Source organism: Carnobacterium divergens (assembly GCF_900258435.1).
Taxonomy (GTDB): domain Bacteria; phylum Bacillota; class Bacilli; order Lactobacillales; family Carnobacteriaceae; genus Carnobacterium; species Carnobacterium divergens_A.
Genome location: NZ_LT992558.1, coordinates 541,042 through 564,469 on the forward strand (window position 1 = coordinate 541,042; position 23,428 = coordinate 564,469).

The following is a 23,428-nucleotide window of genomic DNA, read 5'->3' on the forward strand; positions in this document are numbered from 1 at the left end:
AGAAGCAACCGTATCATGGTTGCTTCTTTTTTATATACAAAAGACTAGCAAAGCGCCAATACTAATGAATGGAGCAAAAGGCAGTTTCCTGTTTAGTGAGTACGGATTTCTTTTGTTAATAATAAAAAATGCCATGATTGCTAATAAACAACTAATGATTATGGCTGTTAAAATACCTTGAAACCCCAAAATCCAAGTCAAAACAAAATAGAATTTAATATCTCCACCACCTATGCCTTCTTGAGTGATTAAAGCAATGCTAAGTAGCACGACAGCAATCAAAAGAGCGCTGAAAGCACTCGTTAAAAAATGAAAATTCATGCGATACCAACATTCTAAAAAGACAATAATAAAAAAAAGGAACATAAAAGAATTAGGCAATATCAAGTAGAAAAAATCTGTTAAACTAAAAAATACACTAAAAATAATTAATGTCCAAGCCAACAAAAGCTCCGAAGGTTGGTGTTTAAATAAAAGAAACGCTCCACCTACGAGACAGCCAGTTACAATCTCAACAACCAGATAATAAATGGGTATTTTTGTTTTGCAATAGCAACAGCGCCCTTGCTGAATAGCATAAGAGAAAATAGGAATCAGCGAATAGATAGGTAAAATCGTTTTGCATCGGAAGCAATGGGAACGAGGACTAACGATTGATTCTCCTGTAGGTATTCTTAAGCTAGCAACTAAAATAAATGAGCCAAAGCAACATCCAATTATAAAAAGAAACGCTAAAATCAACATAACAAGCACTCCAATCCTCTTAAATAGTCTAAAAATACTATCCGTAAAAAATACGGATTACCATTAAAAAAAGGTACATCAAGCCGATTTCAAAAAAAGTTTATATTTTTAATGAAATTGATTGACAAAAAAGCCTGAAACATGGTATGCTTTCTAAGGTGCTTTTGTAGACAGATTCCTGTGAATCAGTCGTTCTGACTGTTACAAGGGCCATCATTAAAACACTGATGGGAAAAGGTTGCAATTATAGCAATTATTTTTTTGCAAAAAAAGGAACCACCTGGATGTGTGGACTTAGAATGATAACATAGGGAAGGAGGAAACTAAAAATGCCTACTATTAATCAATTAGTACGTAAACCTCGTAAAGCAAAAATGGAAAAATCAGATTCTCCAGCTTTGAATAAAGGTTACAACAGCTTCAAAAAATCACAAACAAACACTAGCTCACCTCAAAAACGTGGTGTGTGTACTCGTGTAGGAACTATGACTCCTAAAAAACCTAACTCAGCGTTACGTAAATACGCGCGTGTACGTTTGTCAAACTTGCTTGAAGTAACAGCTTATATTCCAGGTATCGGACATAACTTACAAGAACACAGTGTGGTTCTTATTCGTGGTGGACGTGTAAAAGATTTACCAGGAGTTCGTTATCACGTTGTACGTGGTGCTTTAGATACTGCCGGTGTTACAGACCGTAAACAAAGCCGTTCTAAATATGGAGCTAAAAAACCAAAAGCTTAAACTAAAATTTATGAACTATAAAATGACTATTATCGAAAGGAGGAATTTGGATGCCTCGTAAAGGTCCTATTACTAAACGTGATGTGTTACCTGATCCAATGTATAATTCAAAATTAGTAACTCGTTTAATTAACCGTTTAATGGTTGATGGTAAACGTGGAAAAGCTGCTACTATTCTTTATAGCTCTTTTGATGTTATTAAAGAACAAACTGGCAATGATCCTATGGAAGTTTTCGAACAAGCAATGAAAAACATCATGCCTGTTCTTGAAGTTAAAGCTCGTCGTGTTGGGGGTTCTAACTATCAAGTCCCTGTCGAAGTTCGTAGCGATCGTCGTACTACTTTAGGTTTACGTTGGTTAGTAAACTACTCTCGCTTACGCGGAGAAGATACTATGGAACAACGTCTTGCTAAAGAAATCATGGATGCAGCTAACAATACTGGTGCTGCAGTTAAAAAACGTGAAGATACTCATAAAATGGCAGAAGCGAACAAAGCGTTTGCTCACTACCGTTGGTAAAATTTTCTCTTTAAAAGGTCTCTACTATTATAGTAGACGACCTTTGATTGGGAATTTTATAACATTATAGAGTCTTCCTTCTTATCAAGTTACTAAGATATAGAGAGGAGTTAAAAATAATTATGGCAAATAGAGAATTTTCTCTAGAAAAAACCCGTAATATCGGTATCATGGCTCACGTTGATGCAGGTAAAACTACAACGACAGAGCGTATTTTATACTATACTGGTAAAATCCATAAAATTGGTGAAACGCATGAAGGTGCATCACAAATGGACTGGATGGAACAAGAGCAAGAACGTGGTATTACAATTACATCTGCTGCAACAACAGCAGAATGGAAAAATTACCGTGTAAACATTATCGATACTCCTGGACACGTGGATTTCACAATTGAAGTTCAACGTTCTCTACGCGTATTAGATGGTGCTGTAACCGTTCTTGATTCACAATCAGGAGTTGAGCCTCAAACTGAAACAGTTTGGCGTCAAGCGACTGACTATAGAGTTCCACGTATTGTTTTCTGTAACAAGATGGATAAAATTGGTGCAGATTTCTTATATTCAGTAAATTCATTACACGAACGTTTACAAGCCAATGCACATCCAATTCAATTGCCAATCGGCGCTGAAGACGATTTCACTGGTATTATTGACTTAGTCAAAATGAAAGCTGAAATTTATACAAATGATTTAGGGACAGATATCCAAGAAACAGAAATCCCTGAAGAATATGTAGAAGCAGCTAACGAATGGCGTAAAAAACTAATCGAAGCAGTTGTTGAAACTGATGAAGACTTAATGATGAAATATCTTGACGGTGAAGAAATCACTGAAGAAGAATTAAAAGCGGGTATCCGCCAAGCAACGATTAACGTTGAATTCTTCCCAGTAATGGCTGGTTCTGCCTTTAAAAATAAAGGGGTTCAATTAATGCTTGATGCAGTTCTTGATTACCTACCATCACCACTTGATGTTGAAGCTATTAAAGGAACTGACGTTAAAACAGAAGAGGAAACAACTCGTCCTGCTGACGATTCAGCTCCATTTGCTTCATTAGCATTTAAAGTAATGACAGACCCATTTGTTGGTCGTCTAACTTTCTTCCGCGTGTACTCTGGTGTTCTTGAAAGTGGTTCATATGTTTTGAACGCTTCTAAAAACAAAAAAGAACGTGTTGGTCGTATTCTACAAATGCATGCAAATACACGTAAAGAAATCGATAAAGTTTATTCAGGAGATATCGCTGCTGCTGTTGGTCTTAAAGACACAACAACTGGTGATACATTATGTGCGTTAGAAGCGCCAGTTATTCTTGAATCTATCGAATTCCCAGAACCAGTTATCCAAGTCGCTGTTGAGCCTAAATCAAAAGCTGACCAAGATAAAATGGGTATTGCATTACAAAAACTTGCAGAAGAAGATCCTTCATTCCGCGTTGAAACAAACGCTGAAACAGGTGAAACTGTTATCTCGGGTATGGGTGAATTACATTTAGATGTATTAGTAGACCGTATGCGTCGTGAGTTTAATGTGGATGCTAGCGTAGGTGCTCCTCAAGTATCTTATCGTGAAACATTCCGTGGTTCTACAAAAGCAGAAGGTAAGTTCGTTCGTCAATCGGGTGGTAAAGGTCAATACGGTCACGTATGGATTGAATTTACACCGAATGAAGAAGGAGCAGGCTTTGAATTTGAAAACGCAATTGTCGGAGGGGTTGTTCCTCGTGAATACATTCCTGCTGTTAAAGCTGGTTTGGAAGGTTCATTAGACAATGGGGTTCTTGCTGGATATCCATTAGTAGATATTAAAGCGAAACTTTATGATGGTTCTTACCATGATGTCGATTCAAATGAAACTGCCTTTAAAGTTGCCGCATCAATGGCCTTAAAAGCAGCTGCTAAAAAAGCAAATCCTGTAATTCTTGAACCAATGATGAAAGTAATTGTTACAGTACCAGAAGATTACCTAGGTGATATTATGGGACACATTACTGCTCGTCGTGGACGTGTTGAAGGTATGGAAGCTCATGGTAACTCACAAATCGTTAATGCGATTGTTCCTTTAGCTAACATGTTTGGATATGCGACAACATTGCGTTCATCAACACAAGGACGTGGAACATTCATGATGGTATTTGATCATTATGAAGATCTACCAAAATCAATTCAAGAAGAAATCATCAGCAAAAACGGTGGCAACTAAGCTCAGCTTAGTCTTTCGTTTCTAACGGTTGATTTTCTTTGAAACAACCTATATAATTTCTTATAAACAGTGAAAAGAGTTTGCTCTATTTGTTGTTTATAACAAAAATAAAAATCTATAACTCAATATGAGGAGGAAATATTAAAATGGCAAAAGAAACCTTTGATCGCTCAAAAGCCCATGTTAACATCGGTACTATCGGACACGTTGACCATGGTAAAACAACTTTAACAGCTGCAATTGCAACTGTATTATCAAAACACGGTGGCGGTGCAGCACAAAACTATGCTGATATCGATAACGCTCCTGAAGAAAAAGAACGTGGTATTACAATTAATACTTCACACATCGAGTATGAAACTGAAACTCGTCACTACGCACACGTAGATTGCCCAGGACACGCGGATTATGTTAAAAACATGATCACTGGTGCTGCACAAATGGATGGAGCTATCTTAGTAGTATCTGCTGCTGATGGTCCAATGCCACAAACTCGTGAGCACATCTTACTTTCTCGTCAAGTTGGTGTTCCATACATCGTTGTTTTCTTAAACAAAGTTGACATGGTTGATGACGAAGAATTATTAGAATTAGTAGAAATGGAAGTTCGTGACTTATTAACAGAATACGATTTCCCAGGTGACGACACTCCAGTTATCGCTGGTTCTGCTCTTAAAGCTCTAGAAGGCGACGCTTCATACGAAGAAAAAGTTCTAGAATTAATGGCTGCTGTTGATGAGTATATCCCTACTCCACAACGTGATACTGAAAAACCATTCATGATGCCAGTTGAGGATGTATTCTCAATCACTGGACGTGGTACTGTTGCTACAGGCCGTGTTGAACGTGGTGAAGTACGTGTTGGTGAAGAAGTTGAAATCGTTGGTATCACTGAAGCACCTACTAAAACAACTGTTACAGGTGTTGAAATGTTCCGTAAATTATTAGATTACGCACAAGCTGGAGATAACATTGGCGCATTACTACGTGGTGTTGCTCGTGAAGATATCGAACGTGGTCAAGTATTATCTAAACCAGGTACAATCACTCCACATACTAAATTTAAAGCTGAAATTTATGTATTATCAAAAGAAGAGGGTGGACGTCACACTCCATTCTTCACTAACTACCGTCCACAGTTCTACTTCCGTACAACTGACGTTACTGGTGTTTGTGAATTACCTGAAGGCGTTGAAATGGTAATGCCTGGAGATAACGTTACTATCGACGTTACTCTTATCAACCCAATCGCTATCGAAGCAGGAACTAACTTCTCTATCCGTGAAGGCGGACGTACAGTTGGAGCCGGCGTTGTAGCTGAAATCGAAGCATAGTCAAAACTTAAGCAATTAAGTTTTCAAAATAAGATGAACCAAACATCTCAAAAAATACTCTAGTCATTGCCTTTGTGCAATGCGTGCCCATCCGAGAAAAAGACCTGCTATTTATACAATAGCAGGTCTTTTTATTTTTAAATTAAAACGTTTCACATTTAAATTTCATTTTTTTGCCATAAATGTGATAAACTGATACATAGAACAAATAACTAGGGGGATAAGATATGAGTGAAACAAAAATTGATTGGGATAATTTAGGATTTAACTATATCAAAACAGATGAGCGCTACTTGTCTTATTGGAAAGATGGTCAGTGGGATAATGGCAGGCTAGTGACCGACAACCAAGTCCATATTAGTGAAGGTTCAACAGCGTTACACTATGGTCAAACTTGTTTTGAAGGGTTGAAGGCATATCGATGCAAAGATGGATCAATCAATTTATTTCGACCAGAGGAAAATGCGAAACGAATGCAAGCGAGTTGTAGAAGATTGTTGATGCCAGAAATTCCTGTGGAAACATTTATAAATGCATGTAAGCAAGTTGTTAAAGCGAATGAACAGTTTATACCTCCGTATGGAAGTGGGGGTACGTTATATTTAAGGCCGTATATGATAGGGATAGGAGATAATATTGGAGTACATGCAGCACCTGAATATTTATTTTCAATATTTTGTATGCCAGTAGGGGCTTATTTTAAAGGCGGTCTTGTTCCAACTAATTTTATTGTTTCAACCTATGACCGAGCAGCTGGAAATGGGACGGGAGCCGCTAAGGTTGGTGGGAATTATGGTGGAAGTTTATTACCAGGTAAAGAAGCTCATGATCGGAAATTTAGTGATTGTATCTATTTAGACCCTCAAACACATACAAAGATAGAAGAAGTAGGATCGGCTAATTTTTTTGGGATTACAAAAGAAAATCAATTTATCACACCTATTTCTCCATCAATTTTGCCAAGCATTACAAAATATTCATTGCTTTATTTAGCGGAGAATAGGCTAGGTTTAGAAGCGATAGAAGGAGACGTTTATTTAGATCAGCTAAATCGATTTAAAGAAGCGGGAGCTTGTGGGACAGCGGCGGTAATCTCTCCTATTGCGGGTATTCAAGTAGGAGATGATTTTCATGTTTTTTATAGCGAAACAGAAGTAGGTCCTGTAACGCAACGATTATACGAAGAGTTATCTGGAATTCAATTTGGGGATATCGAAAGTCCGGCAGGTTGGATCGTTAAAGTCTAATAGAATTGGAGCTAGCAAAGAGAACTTTTTTGCTAGTTCTTTTATTTAACAAAAGGTTTGCAGAAGCTTAAGTAAATTTAAAGAGTTTTAATTGTATAATACATAAGTTGAACAAACTGGGAGGGATTTATGATGGCATCAAAAAAATGGGTTTATCGAATAATGGTCATTTTATTCTTTTGTCTTGTGTACTTTACAGAAAACCGATATCAATTTTTAATTTTAAATGTGGGTCTTGCCTATATTCCACTAGAAATTTCGTGGCTATACGCTAAAAGCAAACAAAAAATCCTTTCAATTGCTTTATTTGTGGGGTGGCTTTTATTCTACCCAAATGCATTTTACATGTTGACTGATTTTTTTCATTTGTCCGCAGTGGGGATGACGATTAGCAGTCCAGATGTTTATTTTCATTTTTCGTTATTAACAGCAGGAATTATGCTAGGTGTTTTTATGGGATTCGAAAGTTTAACGGCTATTACTACTAAACTAAAACAGACAATAATTGGAAATAAAATTGTGTTACTAAGTGGTTTTTATGTTGTTCTTTCTATATTAAGTGCGTATGCGATTTATTTAGGGCGTTTTTTACGAATTCATACAGTGTATTTAATTACAGATTTTACAGGGACGATGAATACCGTACTTGATACAATTGATTTAGAAATGGTCCATTTTGTTGGAGTATTCACATTGTTGCATTTAGTTATCCTGTTTTTGTATCAAATGGCAAAAAAGAACGTCTGAGTTGAAACCCTTTTCAAAACAAGTATTGAAGAAATTAGAAAAAACCTAGATAAATCAACAGAAAAAGCTTGTAATTTATGTGTGTTCTTTGTATAATGATAAAGGTGCTGAATTTGTAGAGCAAATCGCACTGAGGTAATTCGAAAGAATACCTGCGGCTATGAAACGAGAGGTTGTGACACACCCGGCCGCTTTGTCACGGAAGGGCGTGCCAGAAATTTTCGTGGAGCAATGTCTAATTTCTTAAGAATAGGCGAAGGAGGGAAAACAAAAATGGCAAAACAAAAGATTCGTATCCGTTTGAAAGCGTATGAACACCGTATTTTAGATCAATCAGCGGATAAAATTGTAGAAACAGCAAAAAGAACTGGTGCTAGCGTGTCTGGTCCAATTCCATTGCCAACTGAAAGAACACTCTACACTGTTATTCGTGCGACTCATAAATACAAAGATTCTCGCGAACAATTCGAAATGCGTACTCACAAACGTTTAATCGATATCGTTAATCCAACACCAAAAACTGTTGATGCATTAATGAAACTTGATTTACCAAGTGGCGTAGACATCGAAATTAAACTGTAATACCCCGCAAGACAAAAAAACTAAACTAATTATAATGGAGGTGTACTCATGACCAAAGGAATCTTAGGAAGAAAAGTAGGAATGACGCAAGTCTTCACTGAAAATGGTGAATTAATCCCAGTAACAGTAATCGAATCTACTCCAAACGTTGTTTTACAATTAAAAACAATGGAAAACGATGGATACGAAGCAGTTCAAGTGGGTTACCAAGATAAACGTGAAGTATTGTCAAACAAACCTGCTAAAGGTCATGTAGCAAAAGCAAATGCTACTCCTAAGCGCTTCATTCGTGAATTTAACGATGTAGAGCTTGGAGAATACGAAGTAGGACAAGAAATTAAAGTTGATGTATTTGAAGCAGGAGACATCGTTGATGTCACAGGGACTTCTAAAGGTAAAGGTTTCCAAGGCGTTATCAAACGTCACGGACAAAGCCGCGGCCCAATGGCCCACGGTTCTCGTTACCACCGTCGTCCTGGTTCAATGGGTCCAGTTGCTCCTAATAGAGTATTTAAACGTAAATTATTACCAGGTCGTATGGGTGGAAATCGTATTACGATTCAAAACCTTGAAATCGTCCGTGTTGACGTAGAAAAAAATGTTATCTTAATTAAAGGTAATGTTCCTGGAGCTAAAAAATCGTTAATCCAAATCAAAACTGCTCTTAAATCAGCAGCTAAATAATAGAGAAGAGAGGAGGAACTAAGGAATGGCTAATGTAGCATTATTTAAGCAAGACGGTACACAAAACGGCGAAGTTACTTTAAACGACGCAATTTTCGGTATCGAACCAAACGAAAACGTTGTTTTTGATGCAATCATCATGCAACGCGCTTCATTAAGACAAGGAAATCACTCGGTTAAAAACCGTAGTGCTGTCCGCGGTGGTGGACGTAAACCATGGCGTCAAAAAGGAACTGGTCGTGCTCGTCAAGGGTCAATCAGATCTCCACAATGGCGTGGCGGTGGCGTTGTCTTCGGACCAACACCTCGTTCATACAGCTATAAACTTCCTAAAAAAGTTCGTCGCTTAGCGATTAAATCTGTTCTTTCTACTAAAGTAGCGGAACAAGACCTAATCGTTGTTGACGCATTGAACTTTGATGCACCAAAAACAAAAGAATTTGCACAAGTGTTAAAAAATCTTAACGTTGATTCAAAAGTATTAGTTGTTGTTGAAGACACTAACGACTTTGCAACATTATCAGCACGTAACATTCCAGGAGTTACAGTAGTAGCTCATGACAACGTTACTGTACTAGATGTTGTTTCAAACAAAAAAATGATTTTAACACAGACTGCTCTTACTAAGGTAGAGGAGGCTCTTCAATAATGAATGTACGTGACATAATTTTACGCCCAATCATCACTGAGAAATCAATGCTTGTTACAGATGACAAGAAATACACTTTCGAAGTAGATGTTCGCGCTAATAAAACGTTAGTAAAACAAGCAGTTGAAGAAATTTTCGATGTTAAAGTTGAAAACGTAAATATCATGAATGTACGTGGGAAATTAAAACGTATGGGTAAATACGCTGGATACACTAAAAAACGTCGTAAAGCTATCGTAACTTTAACAGCTGAATCTAAAGAAATTCAATTTTTTGAAGCTTAATTAAAAGCTTAAAAATAAATATCGGGAGGGAAAACACTTGGGAATTAGAAAGTATAAACCTACCACAAACGGTCGTCGTAATATGACTGGTTCAGATTTCGCTGAAATCACTTCAACAACGCCTGAAAAGACTTTGTTAGAATCAACTAAAAAAACTGCTGGCCGTAACAATAATGGTAGAATTACTGTTCGTCATCATGGTGGTGGTCACAAACGCCAATACCGTGTGATTGACTTCAAACGTAACAAAGACGATATCGCTGGTATCGTAAAAACAGTTGAATATGATCCAAACCGTTCAGCTAACATTGCCCTAATTCACTATACTGATGGTATTAAAACGTATATCATTGCACCAAAAGGAATTGAAGTAGGACAACGTGTCTTCTCTGGTAAAGACGCAGATATCAAAATCGGAAACGCATTACCATTGGAAAACATTCCAGTAGGTACTGTTATCCACAATATTGAAATGAAACCTGGTAAAGGTGGACAATTAGTTCGTTCAGCTGGAACAAGTGCTCAAGTACTTGGTAAAGAAGGCAAATACGTATTAGTTCGCTTAAACTCTGGTGAAGTTCGCATGATCTTAGCAACATGCCGTGCAACAATCGGTTCTGTTGGTAACGAACAACACGAATTAATCAATATTGGTAAAGCAGGTCGTTCACGTTGGATGGGCAAACGTCCTACAGTTCGTGGATCTGTAATGAACCCTAACGATCACCCACACGGTGGTGGTGAAGGTAAAGCTCCAATCGGACGTAAAGCTCCAGTTTCTCCTTGGGGTCAACCAGCTCTTGGTTACAAAACTCGTAACAAAAAAGCTAAATCAGATAAATTTATCGTTCGTCGTCGTAAAACTAAATAAAAATAATGTTAACTGGCGACAAGCCAGTTAGCAACCGAATAGAAGGAGGTTCAACCATGGGACGTAGTTTAAAAAAAGGACCTTTTATTGATGAGCACCTAATGAAAAAAATGGATGCTCTCGTTGAAAGTGAAAAAAAACACGTTGTTAAAACTTGGTCACGCCGTTCAACAATTTTTCCAAGCTTTGTTGGATACACTATTGCAGTATATGATGGACGTAAACATGTGCCAGTATATATTCAAGAAGATATGGTAGGCCACAAACTAGGTGAATTTGCACCAACAAGAACATACCGCGGACATGCTGCGGATGACAAAAAAACTAGACGTTAATATCGAGGGGAGGATTACTCATGTCAGAACAAATTACAGCAGCTAAAGCAACTGCAAATACTGTTCGCATTTCAGCTCGAAAAGTTCGTTTAGTTATCGATCTTATCAGAGGAAAAAGCATAGGAGAAGCAATTTCAATCTTGAAATTCACTCCAAATGGTGCTTCAGTACCTGTTGAGAAAGTACTAATGTCAGCAGTAGCTAATGCAGAACACAACTACGATTTAGACGTAGAAAACTTAGTGATTAGCGAAGCTTATGCAAACGAAGGACCAACAATGAAACGCTTCCGTCCACGTGCAAAAGGTTCAGCTTCACCAATTATGAAACGTACAAGCCACATTACAATCGTGGTATCAGAAAAAAAGGAGGGGTAATCAGTGGGTCAAAAAATTAATCCAATAGGTTTACGTGTTGGCGTTATCCGTGATTGGGATGCTAAATGGTATGCAGAGAAAGAATATGCTAACTATTTACACGAAGATTTACGTATCCGTAAATACATTGCTAAAAACTTAAGCGATGCAGCTGTTTCAACCGTTGAGATTGAACGTGCCGCTAACCGCGTAAACGTATCAGTTCACACTGCTAAACCAGGAATGGTTATCGGTAAAGGTGGTTCTGAAGTTGAATCGTTACGTAAAAACTTAAACCAATTAACAGGTAAACGAGTTCACATCAACATCGTTGAAATCAAAAAACCTGATTTAGATGCTAAATTAGTAGGCGAAGGAATTGCACGTCAATTAGAAAACCGTGTAGCATTTCGTCGTGCTCAAAAACAAGCAATTCAACGCACAATGCGTTCTGGCGCTAAAGGGATCAAAACGCAAGTTTCTGGTCGTTTAAACGGAGCAGACATCGCACGTGCGGAAAGCTATTCTGAAGGAACTGTACCTCTTCATACATTGCGTGCCGATATCGACTACGCATGGGAAGAAGCAGACACTACTTACGGTAAACTAGGCGTTAAAGTTTGGATTCACCGTGGAGAAGTACTTCCTACAAAAAAGAACGCTGAGAAAGGAGGGAAATAATCATGTTAGTACCTAAACGTGTTAAACACCGTCGTGAGTTTAGAGGTAAAATGCGTGGTGAAGCAAAAGGTGGAAAAGAAGTAACTTTTGGTCAATGGGGTTTACAAGCAGTAGATTCACACTGGATTACTAACCGCCAAATCGAAGCAGCCCGTATTGCTATGACTCGTTATATGAAACGTGGTGGGAAAGTATGGATTAAAATCTTCCCTCATAAATCATATACTGCAAAAGCAATCGGAGTTCGTATGGGTTCTGGTAAAGGGGCACCTGAAGGTTGGGTAGCACCAGTAAAACGCGGCAAGATCATGTTTGAAATTGACGGCGTATCAGAAGAAGTGGCTCGCGAAGCATTACGCTTAGCATCTCACAAATTACCAGTTAAAACTAAGATTGTAAAACGTAAAGAAATTGGTGGTGAATCGAATGAAGGCTAATGAACTTAAAGAGTTATCCACTGCTGAAATGGTTGAAAAAGAGAAAGAATATAAAGAAGAATTATTCAATCTACGATTCCAATTAGCGACTGGTCAATTAGAAAATACTGCTCGCTTAAGTGAAGTTCGCAAATCGATTGCACGCATTAAAACTGCGTTACGTCAAAGTGAATTACAAAAATAGTTGAGACTAGTAAGCAAAGGAGGCCACATCTAAATGAGTGAAGAACGTAATCAACGTAAAGTTTACCAAGGACGTGTTGTTTCTGACAAAATGGATAAAACCATCGTTGTTGAAATTGCAACTTATAAAAAACACGGCATCTATGGTAAACGTGTAAAATACTCTAAGAAATTTAAAGCGCATGATGAAAATAACGCTGCAAAAACTGGAGATATCGTAAAAATTATGGAAACTCGTCCATTATCAGCTACAAAACGTTTCCGTTTAGTAGAAATTGTTGAAGAAGCAGTAGTTATCTAAAACAAGTTTTGATGAGACAAAGAGATTTCTAATTCCGAAAGGAGGATACTGAAGTGATCCAACAAGAAAGTCGTTTAAAAGTTGCTGATAACTCAGGCGCTCGTGAAGTCTTAACTATTAAAGTTTTAGGCGGATCTGGCCGTAAGACTGCGAACATTGGTGATGTAATCGTGTGTACTGTTAAACACGCTACACCAGGTGGCGTTGTCAAAAAAGGTGAAGTTGTACGTGCAGTAATCGTTCGTACTAAAACAGGAGCTCGTCGTGCAGACGGTTCTTACATTAAATTTGATGAAAATGCTTGTGTTATCATCCGTGATGACAAGAGCCCACGTGGAACACGTATCTTTGGACCTGTTGCTCGCGAATTACGTGACAACAACTTCATGAAGATCGTTTCACTAGCTCCAGAAGTTCTTTAATATACAACCATCCATGAAGGAGGTGCGAGAAAAACATGATCGTAAAAACTGGTGACAAAGTTAAAGTTATTACTGGTAAAGACAAAGGTAAAGAAGGCGTAATTTTAAAAGCTTTCCCTAAAAAAGATCGCGTGATCGTTGAAGGAATCAACATGATGAAAAAACATCAAAAACCGAATTCAGCAAATCCACAAGGTGGAATTCTTGAAACGGAAGCTCCTATCCACGTATCAAACGTAATGCTTATTGACCCTAAAACAAATGAACCAACTCGTGTTGGCTTTAAAGTTGAAGACGGCAAAAAAGTACGTGTTTCTAAAAAAACCGGTGAAGTTCTAGATAAATAATACTATTAGGAAGGAGGTACTAACTTCATGAACCGCCTTAAAGAAAAATATATCAAAGAAATTACTCCATCAATGATGGAAAAATTTAGTTATAAATCAGTAATGCAAGCTCCTAAAGTTGATAAAATCGTTATTAACATGGGTGTGGGTGATGCTGTTTCAAACGCTAAAAACTTAGACAAAGCTGTTGACGAATTAACTGTAATCTCTGGTCAAAAACCATTGATCACTAAAGCTAAAAAATCAATCGCTGGATTCCGTTTACGTGAAGGAATGCCAATCGGCACTAAAGTAACTTTACGTGGCGAAAGAATGTATGAATTCTTAGACAAATTAGTTTCAGTTTCATTACCTCGTGTACGTGACTTCCACGGAGTTTCTAAAAAAGCTTTCGATGGACGTGGTAACTACACGCTAGGAATCAAAGAACAATTAATCTTCCCAGAAGTTGACTACGATATGGTAGACAAAGTCCGCGGAATGGATATTGTTATTGTAACAACTGCAAACACAGACGAAGAATCACGCGAACTTTTAACACAACTTGGAATGCCATTCCAAAAATAAAAAAAGGAGGCGAACTACGTGGCTAAAAAATCAATGATTGCTAAGAATAAACGCCCTGCAAAATTCTCAACACAAGCATACACTCGTTGCGAACGTTGCGGTCGTCCACATTCAGTTTATCGTAAATTTAAACTTTGCCGTATTTGCTTCCGCGAACTTGCCTATAAAGGACAAATTCCCGGCGTGAAGAAAGCAAGCTGGTAAAACGATACTTGCAAAAAGGAGGTAATAAGTACAATGGTCATGACAGATCCGATTGCAGATTTTCTAACGCGCATTCGTAACGCCAACATGGTGCGTCACGAATCACTAGAATTGCCTGCTTCAAGAATAAAAAAAGATATCGCTGAAATTTTAAAACGTGAAGGTTTTATTAAAGATGTTGAGTATATTGAAGATGACAAACAAGGTGTTATCCGTGTTTTCTTAAAATATGGAAAAAACAACGAACGTGTTATCACTGGATTGAAACGTATTTCTAAACCAGGTTTACGTGTTTACGCTAAAACTGGTGAAGTTCCTAAAGTTCTTAACGGACTAGGAATTGCGATCGTTTCAACTTCTGAAGGTGTTATCACTGATAAAGAAGCAAGAGCTAAAAACATTGGTGGCGAAATCGTCGCTTACGTTTGGTAATATTTAAGATTAAACAAGGAGGTGCATTGCTGTGAGCCGTATTGGTAAAAAACCAATCACAATTCCTGCAGGAGTAACTGTTACTGAAAATGGTAACGATATTACTGTTAAAGGACCTAAAGGTGAATTAACTCGCTCTTTCAGCCCTAACATTACAATGCATGTGGAAGGTAACGAAATTACTTTTACTCGTCCAAACGAGGATAAAGAAAACCGTGCTTTACACGGAACAATGCGCGCTAACCTAAATAATATGGTTATCGGAGTAACAGAAGGATTTGAAAAAGCTTTAGAATTAATCGGGGTTGGGTACCGTGCACAATTACAAGGTAAAAAACTTGTATTGAACGTTGGTTACTCACATCCAGTTGAATTTACACCAGAAGAAGGTATTACTGTTGAAGTTCCTTCAAACACTAGTGTAATTGTCAAAGGAGCTAACAAAGAACGCGTTGGCGAATTAGCTGCTAATATCCGCGGAGTACGTCCTCCAGAGCCTTATAAAGGCAAAGGAATTCGTTACGTTGGAGAACACGTTCGTCGTAAAGAAGGTAAAACAGGTAAATAATCGCCTGCGAATAGCCTAAATAAACTATTAAAGAGGTGACAATTGTGATTACGAAACTAGATAAAAACAAAATGCGTCAAAAGAGACACGCACGAGTTCGCTCTAAGATTTCAGGTACTGCAGAGTGCCCACGCTTGAACATTTTCCGTTCAAACAAAAACATCTACGCTCAATTAATTGATGACGTAGCGGGTGTAACGCTAGCAAGTGCATCTACATTAGATAAAGAAGTATCAGGCGAAACTAAAGTTGAACTAGCATCTGCTGTGGGAACTTTAGTAGCTAAACGCGCTGTTGAAAAAGGCGTTAAAGAAGTAGTCTTTGACCGTGGTGGTTACCTTTACCATGGCCGTGTACAAGCTTTAGCTGAAGCTGCTCGCGAAAATGGACTAGAATTTTAATAAAAGGAGGAATACCATTCATGGTTTATATCGATCCAACACATTTGGAATTAGAAGACCGTGTCGTTTCTATCAACCGTGTTACTAAAGTTGTTAAAGGTGGACGTCGTTTACGTTTTGCTGCTTTAGTAGTTGTCGGAGATAGAAATGGTCACGTAGGTTTCGGTACTGGGAAAGCCCAAGAAGTACCAGAAGCTATCCGTAAAGCAATTGAAGATGCTAAGAAGAATCTTGTTGAAGTACCAATGGTAGATTCAACAATTCCTCATGAAGTTATCGGACGCTTTGGCGGCGGAAACATCTTAATGAAACCAGCCGTAGCCGGTTCTGGAGTCAGTGCTGGAGGTCCCGTTCGTTCGGTCCTTGAGTTAGCAGGTGTTGCTGATATTACAAGTAAATCATTAGGCTCAAGCACTCCAATTAACGTGGTTCGTGCAACAGTTGACGGTTTGAAACAATTGAAACGTGTTGAAGAAGTTGCAAAACTTCGCGGCAAATCAGTTGAAGAAATTACAGGTTAAGGAGGACAATAAGAAATGGCTAATTTAGAAATTACTTTAAAACGTAGCGTTATCGGACGTCCTCAAAATCAAAAAGATACTGCGAAAGCTCTAGGTTTAAACAAACTGAACAGCACTGTTGTAAAACCTGCTAATGAAGCAATCAAAGGCATGGTTAACACAATTTCGCATTTAGTGGACGTAAAAGAAGTTTAAAAACAGAATGAGACTTATTATTGAAGGAGGTGCCCAATCTATATGAAACTTCATGAATTAAAACCTGCTGAAGGTTCTCGTAAAGTGCGTAACCGCGTTGGACGTGGAACTTCATCTGGTAATGGTAAAACTTCAGGTCGCGGTCAAAAAGGACAAAACTCACGTTCAGGCGGTGGAGTACGTTTAGGCTTTGAAGGTGGACAAACACCTTTATTCCGTCGTTTACCAAAACGTGGTTTTACTAACATTAACCGCAAAGAATTTGCAATCGTTAATTTAGAAACATTAAATCGCTTCGAAGACGGAACAGTAGTTACACCAGCATTGTTGGTGGAATCTGGTATCGTTAAAAATGAAAAATCTGGGATTAAAGTTTTGGGTAATGGTCAAGTTGAACGTAAACTGACTGTTAAAGCAAGCAAGTTCTCCGAAGCAGCAGAAAAAGCAATCGTTGCTGCTGGTGGTTCAATCGAGGTGATCTAATGATCAAATTACTGAATAGTGCATTAAAAGTAAAAGACATTAGAAACAAAATATTATTCACTTTAGGTGTTTTGATCGTTTTTCGCTTAGGAACGCATTTAACGGTTCCGGGCATTAACGCTAAAGCCGTATCACAAATTTCAGATTCTGGAATTTTCGGCTTGCTTAATACCTTTGGTGGTGGCGCGTTAAGTCAATACTCTATCTTTGCGATGGGTGTATCGCCTTATATCACGTCTTCAATCGTTGTTCAATTACTTCAAATGGACATTGTTCCAAAGTTTGTTGAATGGTCGAAGCAAGGGGAAGTTGGTCGTAAAAAATTAAATCAAGTAACGAGATATTTAACGATTATCATGGCATTTGTCCAATCAATCGGTATCTCTTACGGATTTAACGCTTTATCTGGGTTTGGGTTAATTAAAAATCCAGGGACAATGACTTACCTAAGTATTGCTTTGATGTTAACAGCAGGTACGATGTTAGTGATGTGGATGGGTGAACAAATCACTGTTAAGGGATTTGGGAACGGCGTCTCTATGATTATCTTTTCCGGTATTGTGGCTCGTGTTCCAGATGGGATTGCATCCTATTATAGTTCACAAATCAAAAATGCTGGACCAGACCTTTGGAAAGCAATCTTGTTCACTATTGCTTTAGTTGTTGCAATTCTTGCAGTAGTGTTACTTGTTGTATTCTTTGAAACAGCAAAACGAAAAATTAAAATTCAATATTCTAAACGTGCGACTGGTTCCGACCAAAGTTCGTTCTTACCATTAAAAGTTAACTCTGCTGGTGTTATCCCAGTTATCTTTGCAAGTTCATTTATTGTAACTCCGCAAACGATTATGGGATTCTTCGCTAAGACACATGCTGACGATCAATGGTATATCATTATGAATAATATTTTTAATTATCAAAAACCAGCAGGTGCGGTTTTATACACATTGTTGATTGTTGTTTTCACATTCTTCTATGCATTCATTCAAGTGAATCCAGAAAAAGTTTCAGAAAACTTACAAAAGCAAGGTGGATATATTCCAAGTGTGCGTCCTGGTAAAGGGACAGAAGATTATATCTCAGGCGTATTAATGCGTTTAAGTACAGTCGGTGCAGTTTACTTAGGTTTAATTGCAATCTTACCTATTATCGCGCAAAACTTATGGAACCTACCTCAGTCTATTGGTCTTGGTGGAACAAGCTTACTTATCGTAGTAGGTGTTGCATTAGAATCGACTAGACAATTAGAAGGCCAAATGATTAAGCGTAACTATCTAGGCTTTATACAATAAGAACAGTAGTGTTGAGGGATTTCCTTCAGCACTCATTCTTACATTTAAGGAGGAAAAACATGAATCTCATTTTAATGGGTCTTCCTGGTGCAGGGAAAGGCACACAAGCTGAACAAATTGTGGATACTTATAAAATTCCACATATTTCAACTGGTGATATGTTCCGAGCTGCTATCAAAAATGAAACAGCCTTAGGTTTAAAAGCTAAATCCTTTATGGATAAAGGCGAACTCGTACCAGACGAAGTAACAAACGGGATTGTAAAAGAACGTTTAGCTGAAGCTGATACAAAAGAAGGATTTTTATTAGATGGTTTCCCAAGAACGCTTAACCAAGCGGAAGCTTTGGAATCAATCCTTAAAGATCTGGGTAAAAAAATTGATGCCGTTATCAACATTCATGTGGATAAAGACATTTTAATGGAACGTTTGACTGGGAGAATCATTTGCCGCACTTGTGGGGCTACTTATCATAAAGTATTTAATCCTCCAACAGTTGAAGGAACTTGTGATCGCTGTGGCGGACATGATTTCTATCAAAGAGATGATGATAAACCTGAAACAGTTGAAAACAGAATTAATATTAATCTAGAGTTAACAGAACCTTTGTTAGACTTTTATGAAACGCGCCATGTTTTGAACACTGTTAAAGGTGACCAAGACATTCACGATGTTTTCAAAGAAGTAAAAGCAATTATTGAAAAATAAAAGCTTAATTCTTTAATGACGAAAATGAAGCCTCGTTTTATCCAAATTGTTGAACGAGGAAAGCGGTAGTCTCATGAGGGGCTTGTCACTATTTTAATTCTATGGTACAATATTCGGGGTCTTGGCTTTTCAATGCGTCTATATTGTGATAGAATTAATAGGTTAAGATGAAACAGAATGGTGGGGGCCAAGGTTCTCGCTAAGTTTATCGCATTGATTTGCGAAACAATTTTAAGGAGGTACTAGGCGTGGCTAAAGACGATGTCATTGAAATTGAAGGAACAGTCGTTGAAACTTTGCCGAATGCAATGTTTAAAGTGGAACTTGAGAATGGGCATGTTGTATTGGCTCATGTTTCAGGAAAAATCCGTATGCACTACATTCGTATTTTACCTGGAGACAAAGTAACAGTAGAATTGTCACCGTATGATTTAACTCGCGGTCGCATTACCTATCGCTTTAAATAATTGTACTCCGTCAATAAAATGGGAGGTATAGTTCATGAAAGTAAGACCATCAGTAAAACCAATTTGTGAAAAATGCAAAGTTATCCGTCGTAACGGACGTGTTATGGTAATTTGTGAAAATCCAAAACACAAACAGCGTCAAGGATAATAACTAAAAATATACAGGAGGTGTAATTGTAATGGCTCGTATTGCAGGTGTAGATATTCCACGTGATAAACGTGTAGTAATCTCTTTAACTTATATTTATGGAATCGGTAAAAACACAGCTATCGAAGTTTTGAAAGCTGCAGACGTATCAGAAGAAATTCGTGTACGTGAATTAACAAATGATCAATTAGATCGCATCCGTGCTGAAATTGACTCGTTGAAAGTTGAGGGTGACTTACGTCGTGAAGTTAACCTAAACATCAAACGTTTAATGGAAATCGGATCATACCGAGGCATGCGTCACCGCCGTGGTTTACCAACTCGTGGACAAAACACGAAAAACAACGCGCGTACTCGTAAAGGCCCAGCTAGAACAGTTGCAGGCAAGAAAAAATAATTAATTAAGTTAGGAGGTAACTCTTCATGGCAGGAAAAAAAGTCGTTCGTAAACGTCGTGTGAAAAAGAATATTGAATCTGGTGTAGCACATATCCGTTCAACATTCAACAATACTATTGTAATGATTACTGATACTCATGGGAATGCAATTTCATGGTCATCAGCTGGATCATTAGGCTACCGTGGATCTAAAAAATCAACTCCATTCGCAGCTCAAATGGCAGCAGAAGTTGCAGCTAAAGCGTGTATGGAACATGGTATGAAAACTGTAGAAGTTGCTGTAAAAGGTCCTGGTTCAGGACGTGAAGCTGCAATTCGTTCATTACAAGCTACTGGTTTAGAAGTTACAGGTATTCGTGATGTAACTCCAGTTCCTCATAATGGATGCCGCCCTCCAAAACGCCGTCGTGTTTAATTGAGAGCTGCTACATTGAACTTGTTTGCACTCAGTAACATGAACTTAACGTTTTGAAAGGGGTATGTATAGAATGATCGAAATTGAAAAACCAAGAATTGAAACGATTGAGATCAGCGATGATGCCAAGTTTGGTAAATTCGTTGTAGAACCACTTGAACGTGGTTATGGTACAACGCTAGGGAATTCTCTACGTCGTATATTGTTGTCATCTCTTCCAGGTGCAGCAGTAACTACTATCCAAATTGATGGTGTTTTACATGAATTTTCAACCGTTGATGGCGTTGTTGAGGATGTAACTTCAATCATTTTGAATATTAAAAAACTTGCACTCAAGTTATATTCTGGTGAAGATAAAACGATTGAAATCGATGTAAAAGGTCCAGCAGTTGTAACAGCAGCCGATATCACTTATGATAGCGATGTTGAAATCTTAAATCCTGACTTGTACATTTGTACAGTAGCTGAAGGCGCACGTTTCCACGTTCGTTTAACTGCAAAATCAGGAAGAGGTTATGCAAGAGCTGAACATAATAAACACGATGATATGCCTATTGGTGTATTACCAGTCGACTCGATTTACACCCCAGTTAGTCGTGTGAACTATCAAGTAGAAAATACTCGAGTGGGTCAAAAAGATAACTTTGACAAATTAACACTTGATGTATGGGCAGATGGTTCTATTAGCCCAGAAGAGGCTGTGAGTCTAGCAGCTAAAATTCTTACAGAGCATTTAAATATCTTCGTAAATCTAACTGATGAAGCCCGTAAAGCTGAAATCATGGTAGAAAAAGAAGAAACGCATAAAGAAAAAATGCTTGAGATGACAATTGAAGAACTAGATTTATCTGTACGCTCATACAACTGTTTGAAACGTGCTGGTATTAATTCTGTTCAAGAATTGACAGACAAATCTGAAGCAGAAATGATTAAGGTGCGTAATCTTGGTCGTAAATCACTTGAAGAAGTGAAATTTAAACTAGCAGAATTAAGTTTAGGTCTACGTCAAGACGACTAGTACCGTATCAAGGGAGGAAAATCACAATGGGTTACCGTAAATTAGGACGTACAAGTTCACAACGTAAAGCAATGTTGCGCGATTTAACGACTGATTTAATCATTAACGAACGTATTGTAACAACTGAGGCTCGTGCTAAAGAAGTTCGCTCTACAACTGAAAAAATGATTACTTTAGGTAAACGTGGCGATTTGCACGCTCGTCGTCAGGCAGCTGCATTTGTTCGTAACGAAGTTGCTTCTGTTAAAGAAGATGGCGAAAAAATTGTTACTGAATCAGCTTTACAAAAATTATTTGGCGATGTAGCACCTCGTTACGCTGAGCGTCAAGGTGGATACACTCGTATCATGAAAACTGAACCTCGCCGCGGAGACGCTGCACCAATGGTTATCATTGAATTGGTTTAATTTCAATTTAAACATTACAAATGCTTCACTTTATCGATGTTTGTAAAGAGTGTTACGATGATGGAAGTTTACTTCCAAGTCTAGCTCGAAACTTCCCCTGATTGTTTTCAGGGGAGGTAAATTCATCAAAGGTGATTATTTTTTTTGTTTTCTAGCAGTTTTTACGAAACTCTTTTAAAAGAGCTCGTAAAAACTGTTTTTTTTTGATTAAAATCGTAAACTAACACTTGTTTTAAAATAAGCTTGCAATTCAAAAGGTTCTTTTGTATACTGTTACAAATCAGAATATTCTGACAATAATACGAAATGGGGAATGTTTATGTCGCAAATGTTAGCTTTTACTTTATTGATGGGAATTTTATACATAGGAGATATTATATCTGCTAAAACGAAAGCTTGGGTATCCTCTGTCTTTGTTTGTGCAGTCTTGTTTATTATTGGGTATTGGACTATTTTTCCAGCAAATATTGTTGAAGTCGCAGGTATTCCAAGTGTCGTAGCTACGTTACTGATGTACTTGCTAATTACCAATATGGGAACGTTGCTTTCAGTGAAAGAGCTAATCAATCAGTGGAAAACGATTGTCATCACACTGTCAGGAATTGCTGGAATTGTTGTCTTACTTTTAACAGTTGGGATGTTGTTTTTTGATTTACAAACGATTTTAATAGCGGTCCCTCCATTGGTAGGTGGGGTTGTTTCTTCTTTGATTATGTCAGAAGCAGCACAACAGGCTGGTTTGATGTCATTGTCCGTGCTGGCAATTTTGATTTATGTGATGCAAGGTTTTGCGGGGTATCCTTTGACATCGATTATGTTAAAAAAGGAAGGCAAACGAATGTTAGCCAAATACCGAAGTGGCGAATGGGTTCCTACAAATGAACAAGAACAGGAAAAAGCAATAAAAGAAGAGGATGAAGAAATCCCTAAATTATTTGCCAAAGTTCCAAAGCGTTATCATACAAACTTTTCTAGATTTTTTAGATTGTCCATTGTTGGAATGTTCGCTTATTATGTTTCTGTTTGGTTGGCTCCATTTGTTTCAGTTAGCCCGTTTGTTTTGTGTTTATTATTTGGCGTTATAGCTTCAAGTAGTGGATTTTTAGAAAAGCAACCACTTCAAAAAGCAAATGGTTTTGGTTTTGCAATTTTAGGATTGATGTTGTTCATCTTTGATGGGTTAAAAAATGCGACACCCGAAATGTTAAAAGAATTATTAGTGCCGATGGTCGGAATTATTGTTATTGGAGTATTTGGAATGTATGTATTTTCAGCAATTGTTGGAAGGTTACTAGGGGTGAGTAAAGAAATGGCTTTTGCAGTTTCGTTAACGGCGCTTTATGGTTTTCCAGCAGATTATATTATTACGAACGAAGTGATTCAAGCGTTGACAGAAGATAAGAAGGAGCAGGAAGCACTCACAAGTCATATGTTGCCTCCGATGCTAGTAGCAGGCTTTATCACGGTGACAATCGTATCTGTTGTTTTGGCAGGGATTTTTTCAAGTATTCTATCAAATTTATAAAAAATGGG

General features: G+C 37.8%; 37 protein-coding genes. 36 read left to right on the top strand and 1 reads right to left on the bottom strand.

Going from position 1 to position 23,428, the window contains the following annotated elements:
* Positions 1-30: 30 nt before the first annotated feature.
* Positions 31-744, bottom strand: coding sequence for a prepilin peptidase (locus tag CDIMF43_RS03025; RefSeq protein ID WP_109841159.1), 714 nt, complete (start codon positions 742-744; stop codon positions 31-33).
* Positions 745-1,073: 329 nt separating this feature from the next.
* On the opposite strand from CDIMF43_RS03025, the gene rpsL reads away from it, so the two are divergent.
* The 36 genes from rpsL to CDIMF43_RS03205 all read left to right on the top strand — a co-directional run bounded on the left by rpsL (position 1,074) and on the right by CDIMF43_RS03205 (position 23,420).
* Positions 1,074-1,487, top strand: a complete 414-nt coding sequence (rpsL, locus tag CDIMF43_RS03030) for a 30S ribosomal protein S12 (protein ID WP_034572150.1) — start codon at positions 1,074-1,076, stop codon at positions 1,485-1,487.
* 50 nt (positions 1,488-1,537) lie between these two features.
* Complete coding sequence (gene rpsG / locus CDIMF43_RS03035) at positions 1,538-2,008, top strand: 30S ribosomal protein S7 (protein ID WP_034572147.1); 471 nt, start codon at positions 1,538-1,540, stop codon at positions 2,006-2,008.
* A gap of 122 nt (positions 2,009-2,130) precedes the next feature.
* Positions 2,131-4,212 carry an elongation factor G gene (gene fusA, locus CDIMF43_RS03040; RefSeq protein WP_074402168.1) on the top strand — a complete coding sequence of 694 codons (2,082 nt, stop codon included), beginning with the start codon at positions 2,131-2,133 and terminating at the stop codon, positions 4,210-4,212.
* Between the two features lie 146 nt (positions 4,213-4,358).
* Positions 4,359-5,546, top strand: a complete 1,188-nt coding sequence (tuf, locus tag CDIMF43_RS03045; protein WP_074402169.1) for an elongation factor Tu — start codon at positions 4,359-4,361, stop codon at positions 5,544-5,546.
* Between the two features lie 227 nt (positions 5,547-5,773).
* Positions 5,774-6,793: a branched-chain amino acid aminotransferase gene (locus CDIMF43_RS03050; RefSeq protein WP_074402170.1), complete on the top strand. Its 1,020-nt coding sequence runs from the start codon at positions 5,774-5,776 to the stop codon at positions 6,791-6,793.
* A 132-nt stretch (positions 6,794-6,925) separates the two neighbouring features.
* Positions 6,926-7,540, top strand: a complete 615-nt coding sequence (locus tag CDIMF43_RS03055; RefSeq protein WP_074402171.1) for a DUF1361 domain-containing protein — start codon at positions 6,926-6,928, stop codon at positions 7,538-7,540.
* A gap of 273 nt (positions 7,541-7,813) precedes the next feature.
* Complete coding sequence (gene rpsJ / locus CDIMF43_RS03060) at positions 7,814-8,122, top strand: 30S ribosomal protein S10 (RefSeq protein ID WP_010052046.1); 309 nt, start codon at positions 7,814-7,816, stop codon at positions 8,120-8,122.
* A gap of 48 nt (positions 8,123-8,170) precedes the next feature.
* Positions 8,171-8,806 carry a 50S ribosomal protein L3 gene (gene rplC, locus CDIMF43_RS03065; RefSeq protein ID WP_074402172.1) on the top strand — a complete coding sequence of 212 codons (636 nt, stop codon included), beginning with the start codon at positions 8,171-8,173 and terminating at the stop codon, positions 8,804-8,806.
* Positions 8,807-8,831: 25 nt separating this feature from the next.
* Positions 8,832-9,455: a 50S ribosomal protein L4 gene (gene rplD / locus CDIMF43_RS03070; protein ID WP_034572132.1), complete on the top strand. Its 624-nt coding sequence runs from the start codon at positions 8,832-8,834 to the stop codon at positions 9,453-9,455.
* Complete coding sequence (rplW, locus tag CDIMF43_RS03075; RefSeq protein WP_034572128.1) at positions 9,455-9,739, top strand: 50S ribosomal protein L23; 285 nt, start codon at positions 9,455-9,457, stop codon at positions 9,737-9,739. Before rplD ends, rplW begins: the two co-directional genes overlap by 1 nt.
* 37 nt (positions 9,740-9,776) lie before the next feature.
* Positions 9,777-10,610 carry a 50S ribosomal protein L2 gene (gene rplB, locus CDIMF43_RS03080; protein WP_034572125.1) on the top strand — a complete coding sequence of 278 codons (834 nt, stop codon included), beginning with the start codon at positions 9,777-9,779 and terminating at the stop codon, positions 10,608-10,610.
* A gap of 56 nt (positions 10,611-10,666) precedes the next feature.
* On the top strand, positions 10,667-10,945 hold the full coding sequence (gene rpsS, locus CDIMF43_RS03085) for a 30S ribosomal protein S19 (protein ID WP_074402173.1): 279 nt from the start codon (positions 10,667-10,669) through the stop codon (positions 10,943-10,945).
* A gap of 20 nt (positions 10,946-10,965) precedes the next feature.
* The gene (gene rplV / locus CDIMF43_RS03090) at positions 10,966-11,322 is read left to right on the top strand and encodes a 50S ribosomal protein L22 (RefSeq protein ID WP_034572121.1); all 357 of its coding nucleotides are present in this window, start codon (positions 10,966-10,968) and stop codon (positions 11,320-11,322) included.
* A 3-nt stretch (positions 11,323-11,325) separates the two neighbouring features.
* Complete coding sequence (gene rpsC, locus CDIMF43_RS03095; protein ID WP_034572119.1) at positions 11,326-11,982, top strand: 30S ribosomal protein S3; 657 nt, start codon at positions 11,326-11,328, stop codon at positions 11,980-11,982.
* Positions 11,983-11,984: 2 nt separating this feature from the next.
* Positions 11,985-12,419 carry a 50S ribosomal protein L16 gene (gene rplP, locus CDIMF43_RS03100; protein ID WP_074402174.1) on the top strand — a complete coding sequence of 145 codons (435 nt, stop codon included), beginning with the start codon at positions 11,985-11,987 and terminating at the stop codon, positions 12,417-12,419.
* Complete coding sequence (gene rpmC / locus CDIMF43_RS03105; RefSeq protein ID WP_034572113.1) at positions 12,409-12,603, top strand: 50S ribosomal protein L29; 195 nt, start codon at positions 12,409-12,411, stop codon at positions 12,601-12,603. The genes rplP and rpmC overlap by 11 nt, the downstream gene beginning before the upstream one ends.
* Before the next feature lie 33 nt (positions 12,604-12,636).
* Positions 12,637-12,903, top strand: a complete 267-nt coding sequence (gene rpsQ, locus CDIMF43_RS03110; protein ID WP_034572110.1) for a 30S ribosomal protein S17 — start codon at positions 12,637-12,639, stop codon at positions 12,901-12,903.
* 53 nt (positions 12,904-12,956) lie between these two features.
* Positions 12,957-13,325 carry a 50S ribosomal protein L14 gene (rplN, locus tag CDIMF43_RS03115; protein WP_034562452.1) on the top strand — a complete coding sequence of 123 codons (369 nt, stop codon included), beginning with the start codon at positions 12,957-12,959 and terminating at the stop codon, positions 13,323-13,325.
* Between the two features lie 35 nt (positions 13,326-13,360).
* The gene (gene rplX / locus CDIMF43_RS03120) at positions 13,361-13,672 is read left to right on the top strand and encodes a 50S ribosomal protein L24 (protein WP_034572108.1); all 312 of its coding nucleotides are present in this window, start codon (positions 13,361-13,363) and stop codon (positions 13,670-13,672) included.
* Positions 13,673-13,699: 27 nt separating this feature from the next.
* Positions 13,700-14,239, top strand: a complete 540-nt coding sequence (rplE, locus tag CDIMF43_RS03125; protein WP_034572106.1) for a 50S ribosomal protein L5 — start codon at positions 13,700-13,702, stop codon at positions 14,237-14,239.
* Between the two features lie 18 nt (positions 14,240-14,257).
* Positions 14,258-14,443 (top strand): type Z 30S ribosomal protein S14, encoded by a 186-nt coding sequence (locus tag CDIMF43_RS03130; RefSeq protein WP_010052071.1) that lies wholly within the window; start codon positions 14,258-14,260, stop codon positions 14,441-14,443.
* A gap of 33 nt (positions 14,444-14,476) precedes the next feature.
* Positions 14,477-14,875 (top strand): 30S ribosomal protein S8, encoded by a 399-nt coding sequence (rpsH, locus tag CDIMF43_RS03135; RefSeq protein WP_034572100.1) that lies wholly within the window; start codon positions 14,477-14,479, stop codon positions 14,873-14,875.
* 31 nt (positions 14,876-14,906) lie between these two features.
* Positions 14,907-15,443, top strand: a complete 537-nt coding sequence (gene rplF / locus CDIMF43_RS03140; RefSeq protein ID WP_074402175.1) for a 50S ribosomal protein L6 — start codon at positions 14,907-14,909, stop codon at positions 15,441-15,443.
* A gap of 44 nt (positions 15,444-15,487) precedes the next feature.
* On the top strand, positions 15,488-15,844 hold the full coding sequence (rplR, locus tag CDIMF43_RS03145) for a 50S ribosomal protein L18 (RefSeq protein ID WP_074402176.1): 357 nt from the start codon (positions 15,488-15,490) through the stop codon (positions 15,842-15,844).
* A gap of 20 nt (positions 15,845-15,864) precedes the next feature.
* The gene (gene rpsE, locus CDIMF43_RS03150; protein WP_074402177.1) at positions 15,865-16,365 is read left to right on the top strand and encodes a 30S ribosomal protein S5; all 501 of its coding nucleotides are present in this window, start codon (positions 15,865-15,867) and stop codon (positions 16,363-16,365) included.
* 15 nt (positions 16,366-16,380) lie between these two features.
* Positions 16,381-16,560: a 50S ribosomal protein L30 gene (gene rpmD / locus CDIMF43_RS03155; protein ID WP_034572091.1), complete on the top strand. Its 180-nt coding sequence runs from the start codon at positions 16,381-16,383 to the stop codon at positions 16,558-16,560.
* Between the two features lie 42 nt (positions 16,561-16,602).
* The gene (rplO, locus tag CDIMF43_RS03160) at positions 16,603-17,043 is read left to right on the top strand and encodes a 50S ribosomal protein L15 (protein WP_034572090.1); all 441 of its coding nucleotides are present in this window, start codon (positions 16,603-16,605) and stop codon (positions 17,041-17,043) included.
* Complete coding sequence (gene secY, locus CDIMF43_RS03165) at positions 17,043-18,335, top strand: preprotein translocase subunit SecY (RefSeq protein WP_074402178.1); 1,293 nt, start codon at positions 17,043-17,045, stop codon at positions 18,333-18,335. The genes rplO and secY overlap by 1 nt, the downstream gene beginning before the upstream one ends.
* Positions 18,336-18,394: 59 nt before the next feature.
* The gene (locus tag CDIMF43_RS03170; RefSeq protein ID WP_074402179.1) at positions 18,395-19,042 is read left to right on the top strand and encodes an adenylate kinase; all 648 of its coding nucleotides are present in this window, start codon (positions 18,395-18,397) and stop codon (positions 19,040-19,042) included.
* Positions 19,043-19,290: 248 nt separating this feature from the next.
* Entirely contained in the window at positions 19,291-19,509 is a 219-nt protein-coding gene (gene infA, locus CDIMF43_RS03175) for a translation initiation factor IF-1 (protein WP_010052088.1), read from the top strand.
* A 34-nt stretch (positions 19,510-19,543) separates the two neighbouring features.
* Entirely contained in the window at positions 19,544-19,657 is a 114-nt protein-coding gene (gene rpmJ / locus CDIMF43_RS03180; RefSeq protein ID WP_010052089.1) for a 50S ribosomal protein L36, read from the top strand.
* Positions 19,658-19,688: 31 nt separating this feature from the next.
* Positions 19,689-20,054 (top strand): 30S ribosomal protein S13, encoded by a 366-nt coding sequence (gene rpsM / locus CDIMF43_RS03185; RefSeq protein WP_034572084.1) that lies wholly within the window; start codon positions 19,689-19,691, stop codon positions 20,052-20,054.
* A gap of 26 nt (positions 20,055-20,080) precedes the next feature.
* Positions 20,081-20,470, top strand: a complete 390-nt coding sequence (gene rpsK, locus CDIMF43_RS03190) for a 30S ribosomal protein S11 (protein WP_034572082.1) — start codon at positions 20,081-20,083, stop codon at positions 20,468-20,470.
* 73 nt (positions 20,471-20,543) lie between these two features.
* Positions 20,544-21,488 carry a DNA-directed RNA polymerase subunit alpha gene (locus CDIMF43_RS03195; RefSeq protein ID WP_034572079.1) on the top strand — a complete coding sequence of 315 codons (945 nt, stop codon included), beginning with the start codon at positions 20,544-20,546 and terminating at the stop codon, positions 21,486-21,488.
* A gap of 26 nt (positions 21,489-21,514) precedes the next feature.
* Positions 21,515-21,895 (top strand): 50S ribosomal protein L17, encoded by a 381-nt coding sequence (gene rplQ, locus CDIMF43_RS03200; RefSeq protein ID WP_034572077.1) that lies wholly within the window; start codon positions 21,515-21,517, stop codon positions 21,893-21,895.
* Positions 21,896-22,214: 319 nt separating this feature from the next.
* The gene (locus CDIMF43_RS03205; protein WP_109841161.1) at positions 22,215-23,420 is read left to right on the top strand and encodes a DUF819 family protein; all 1,206 of its coding nucleotides are present in this window, start codon (positions 22,215-22,217) and stop codon (positions 23,418-23,420) included.
* Positions 23,421-23,428 lie beyond the last annotated feature (8 nt).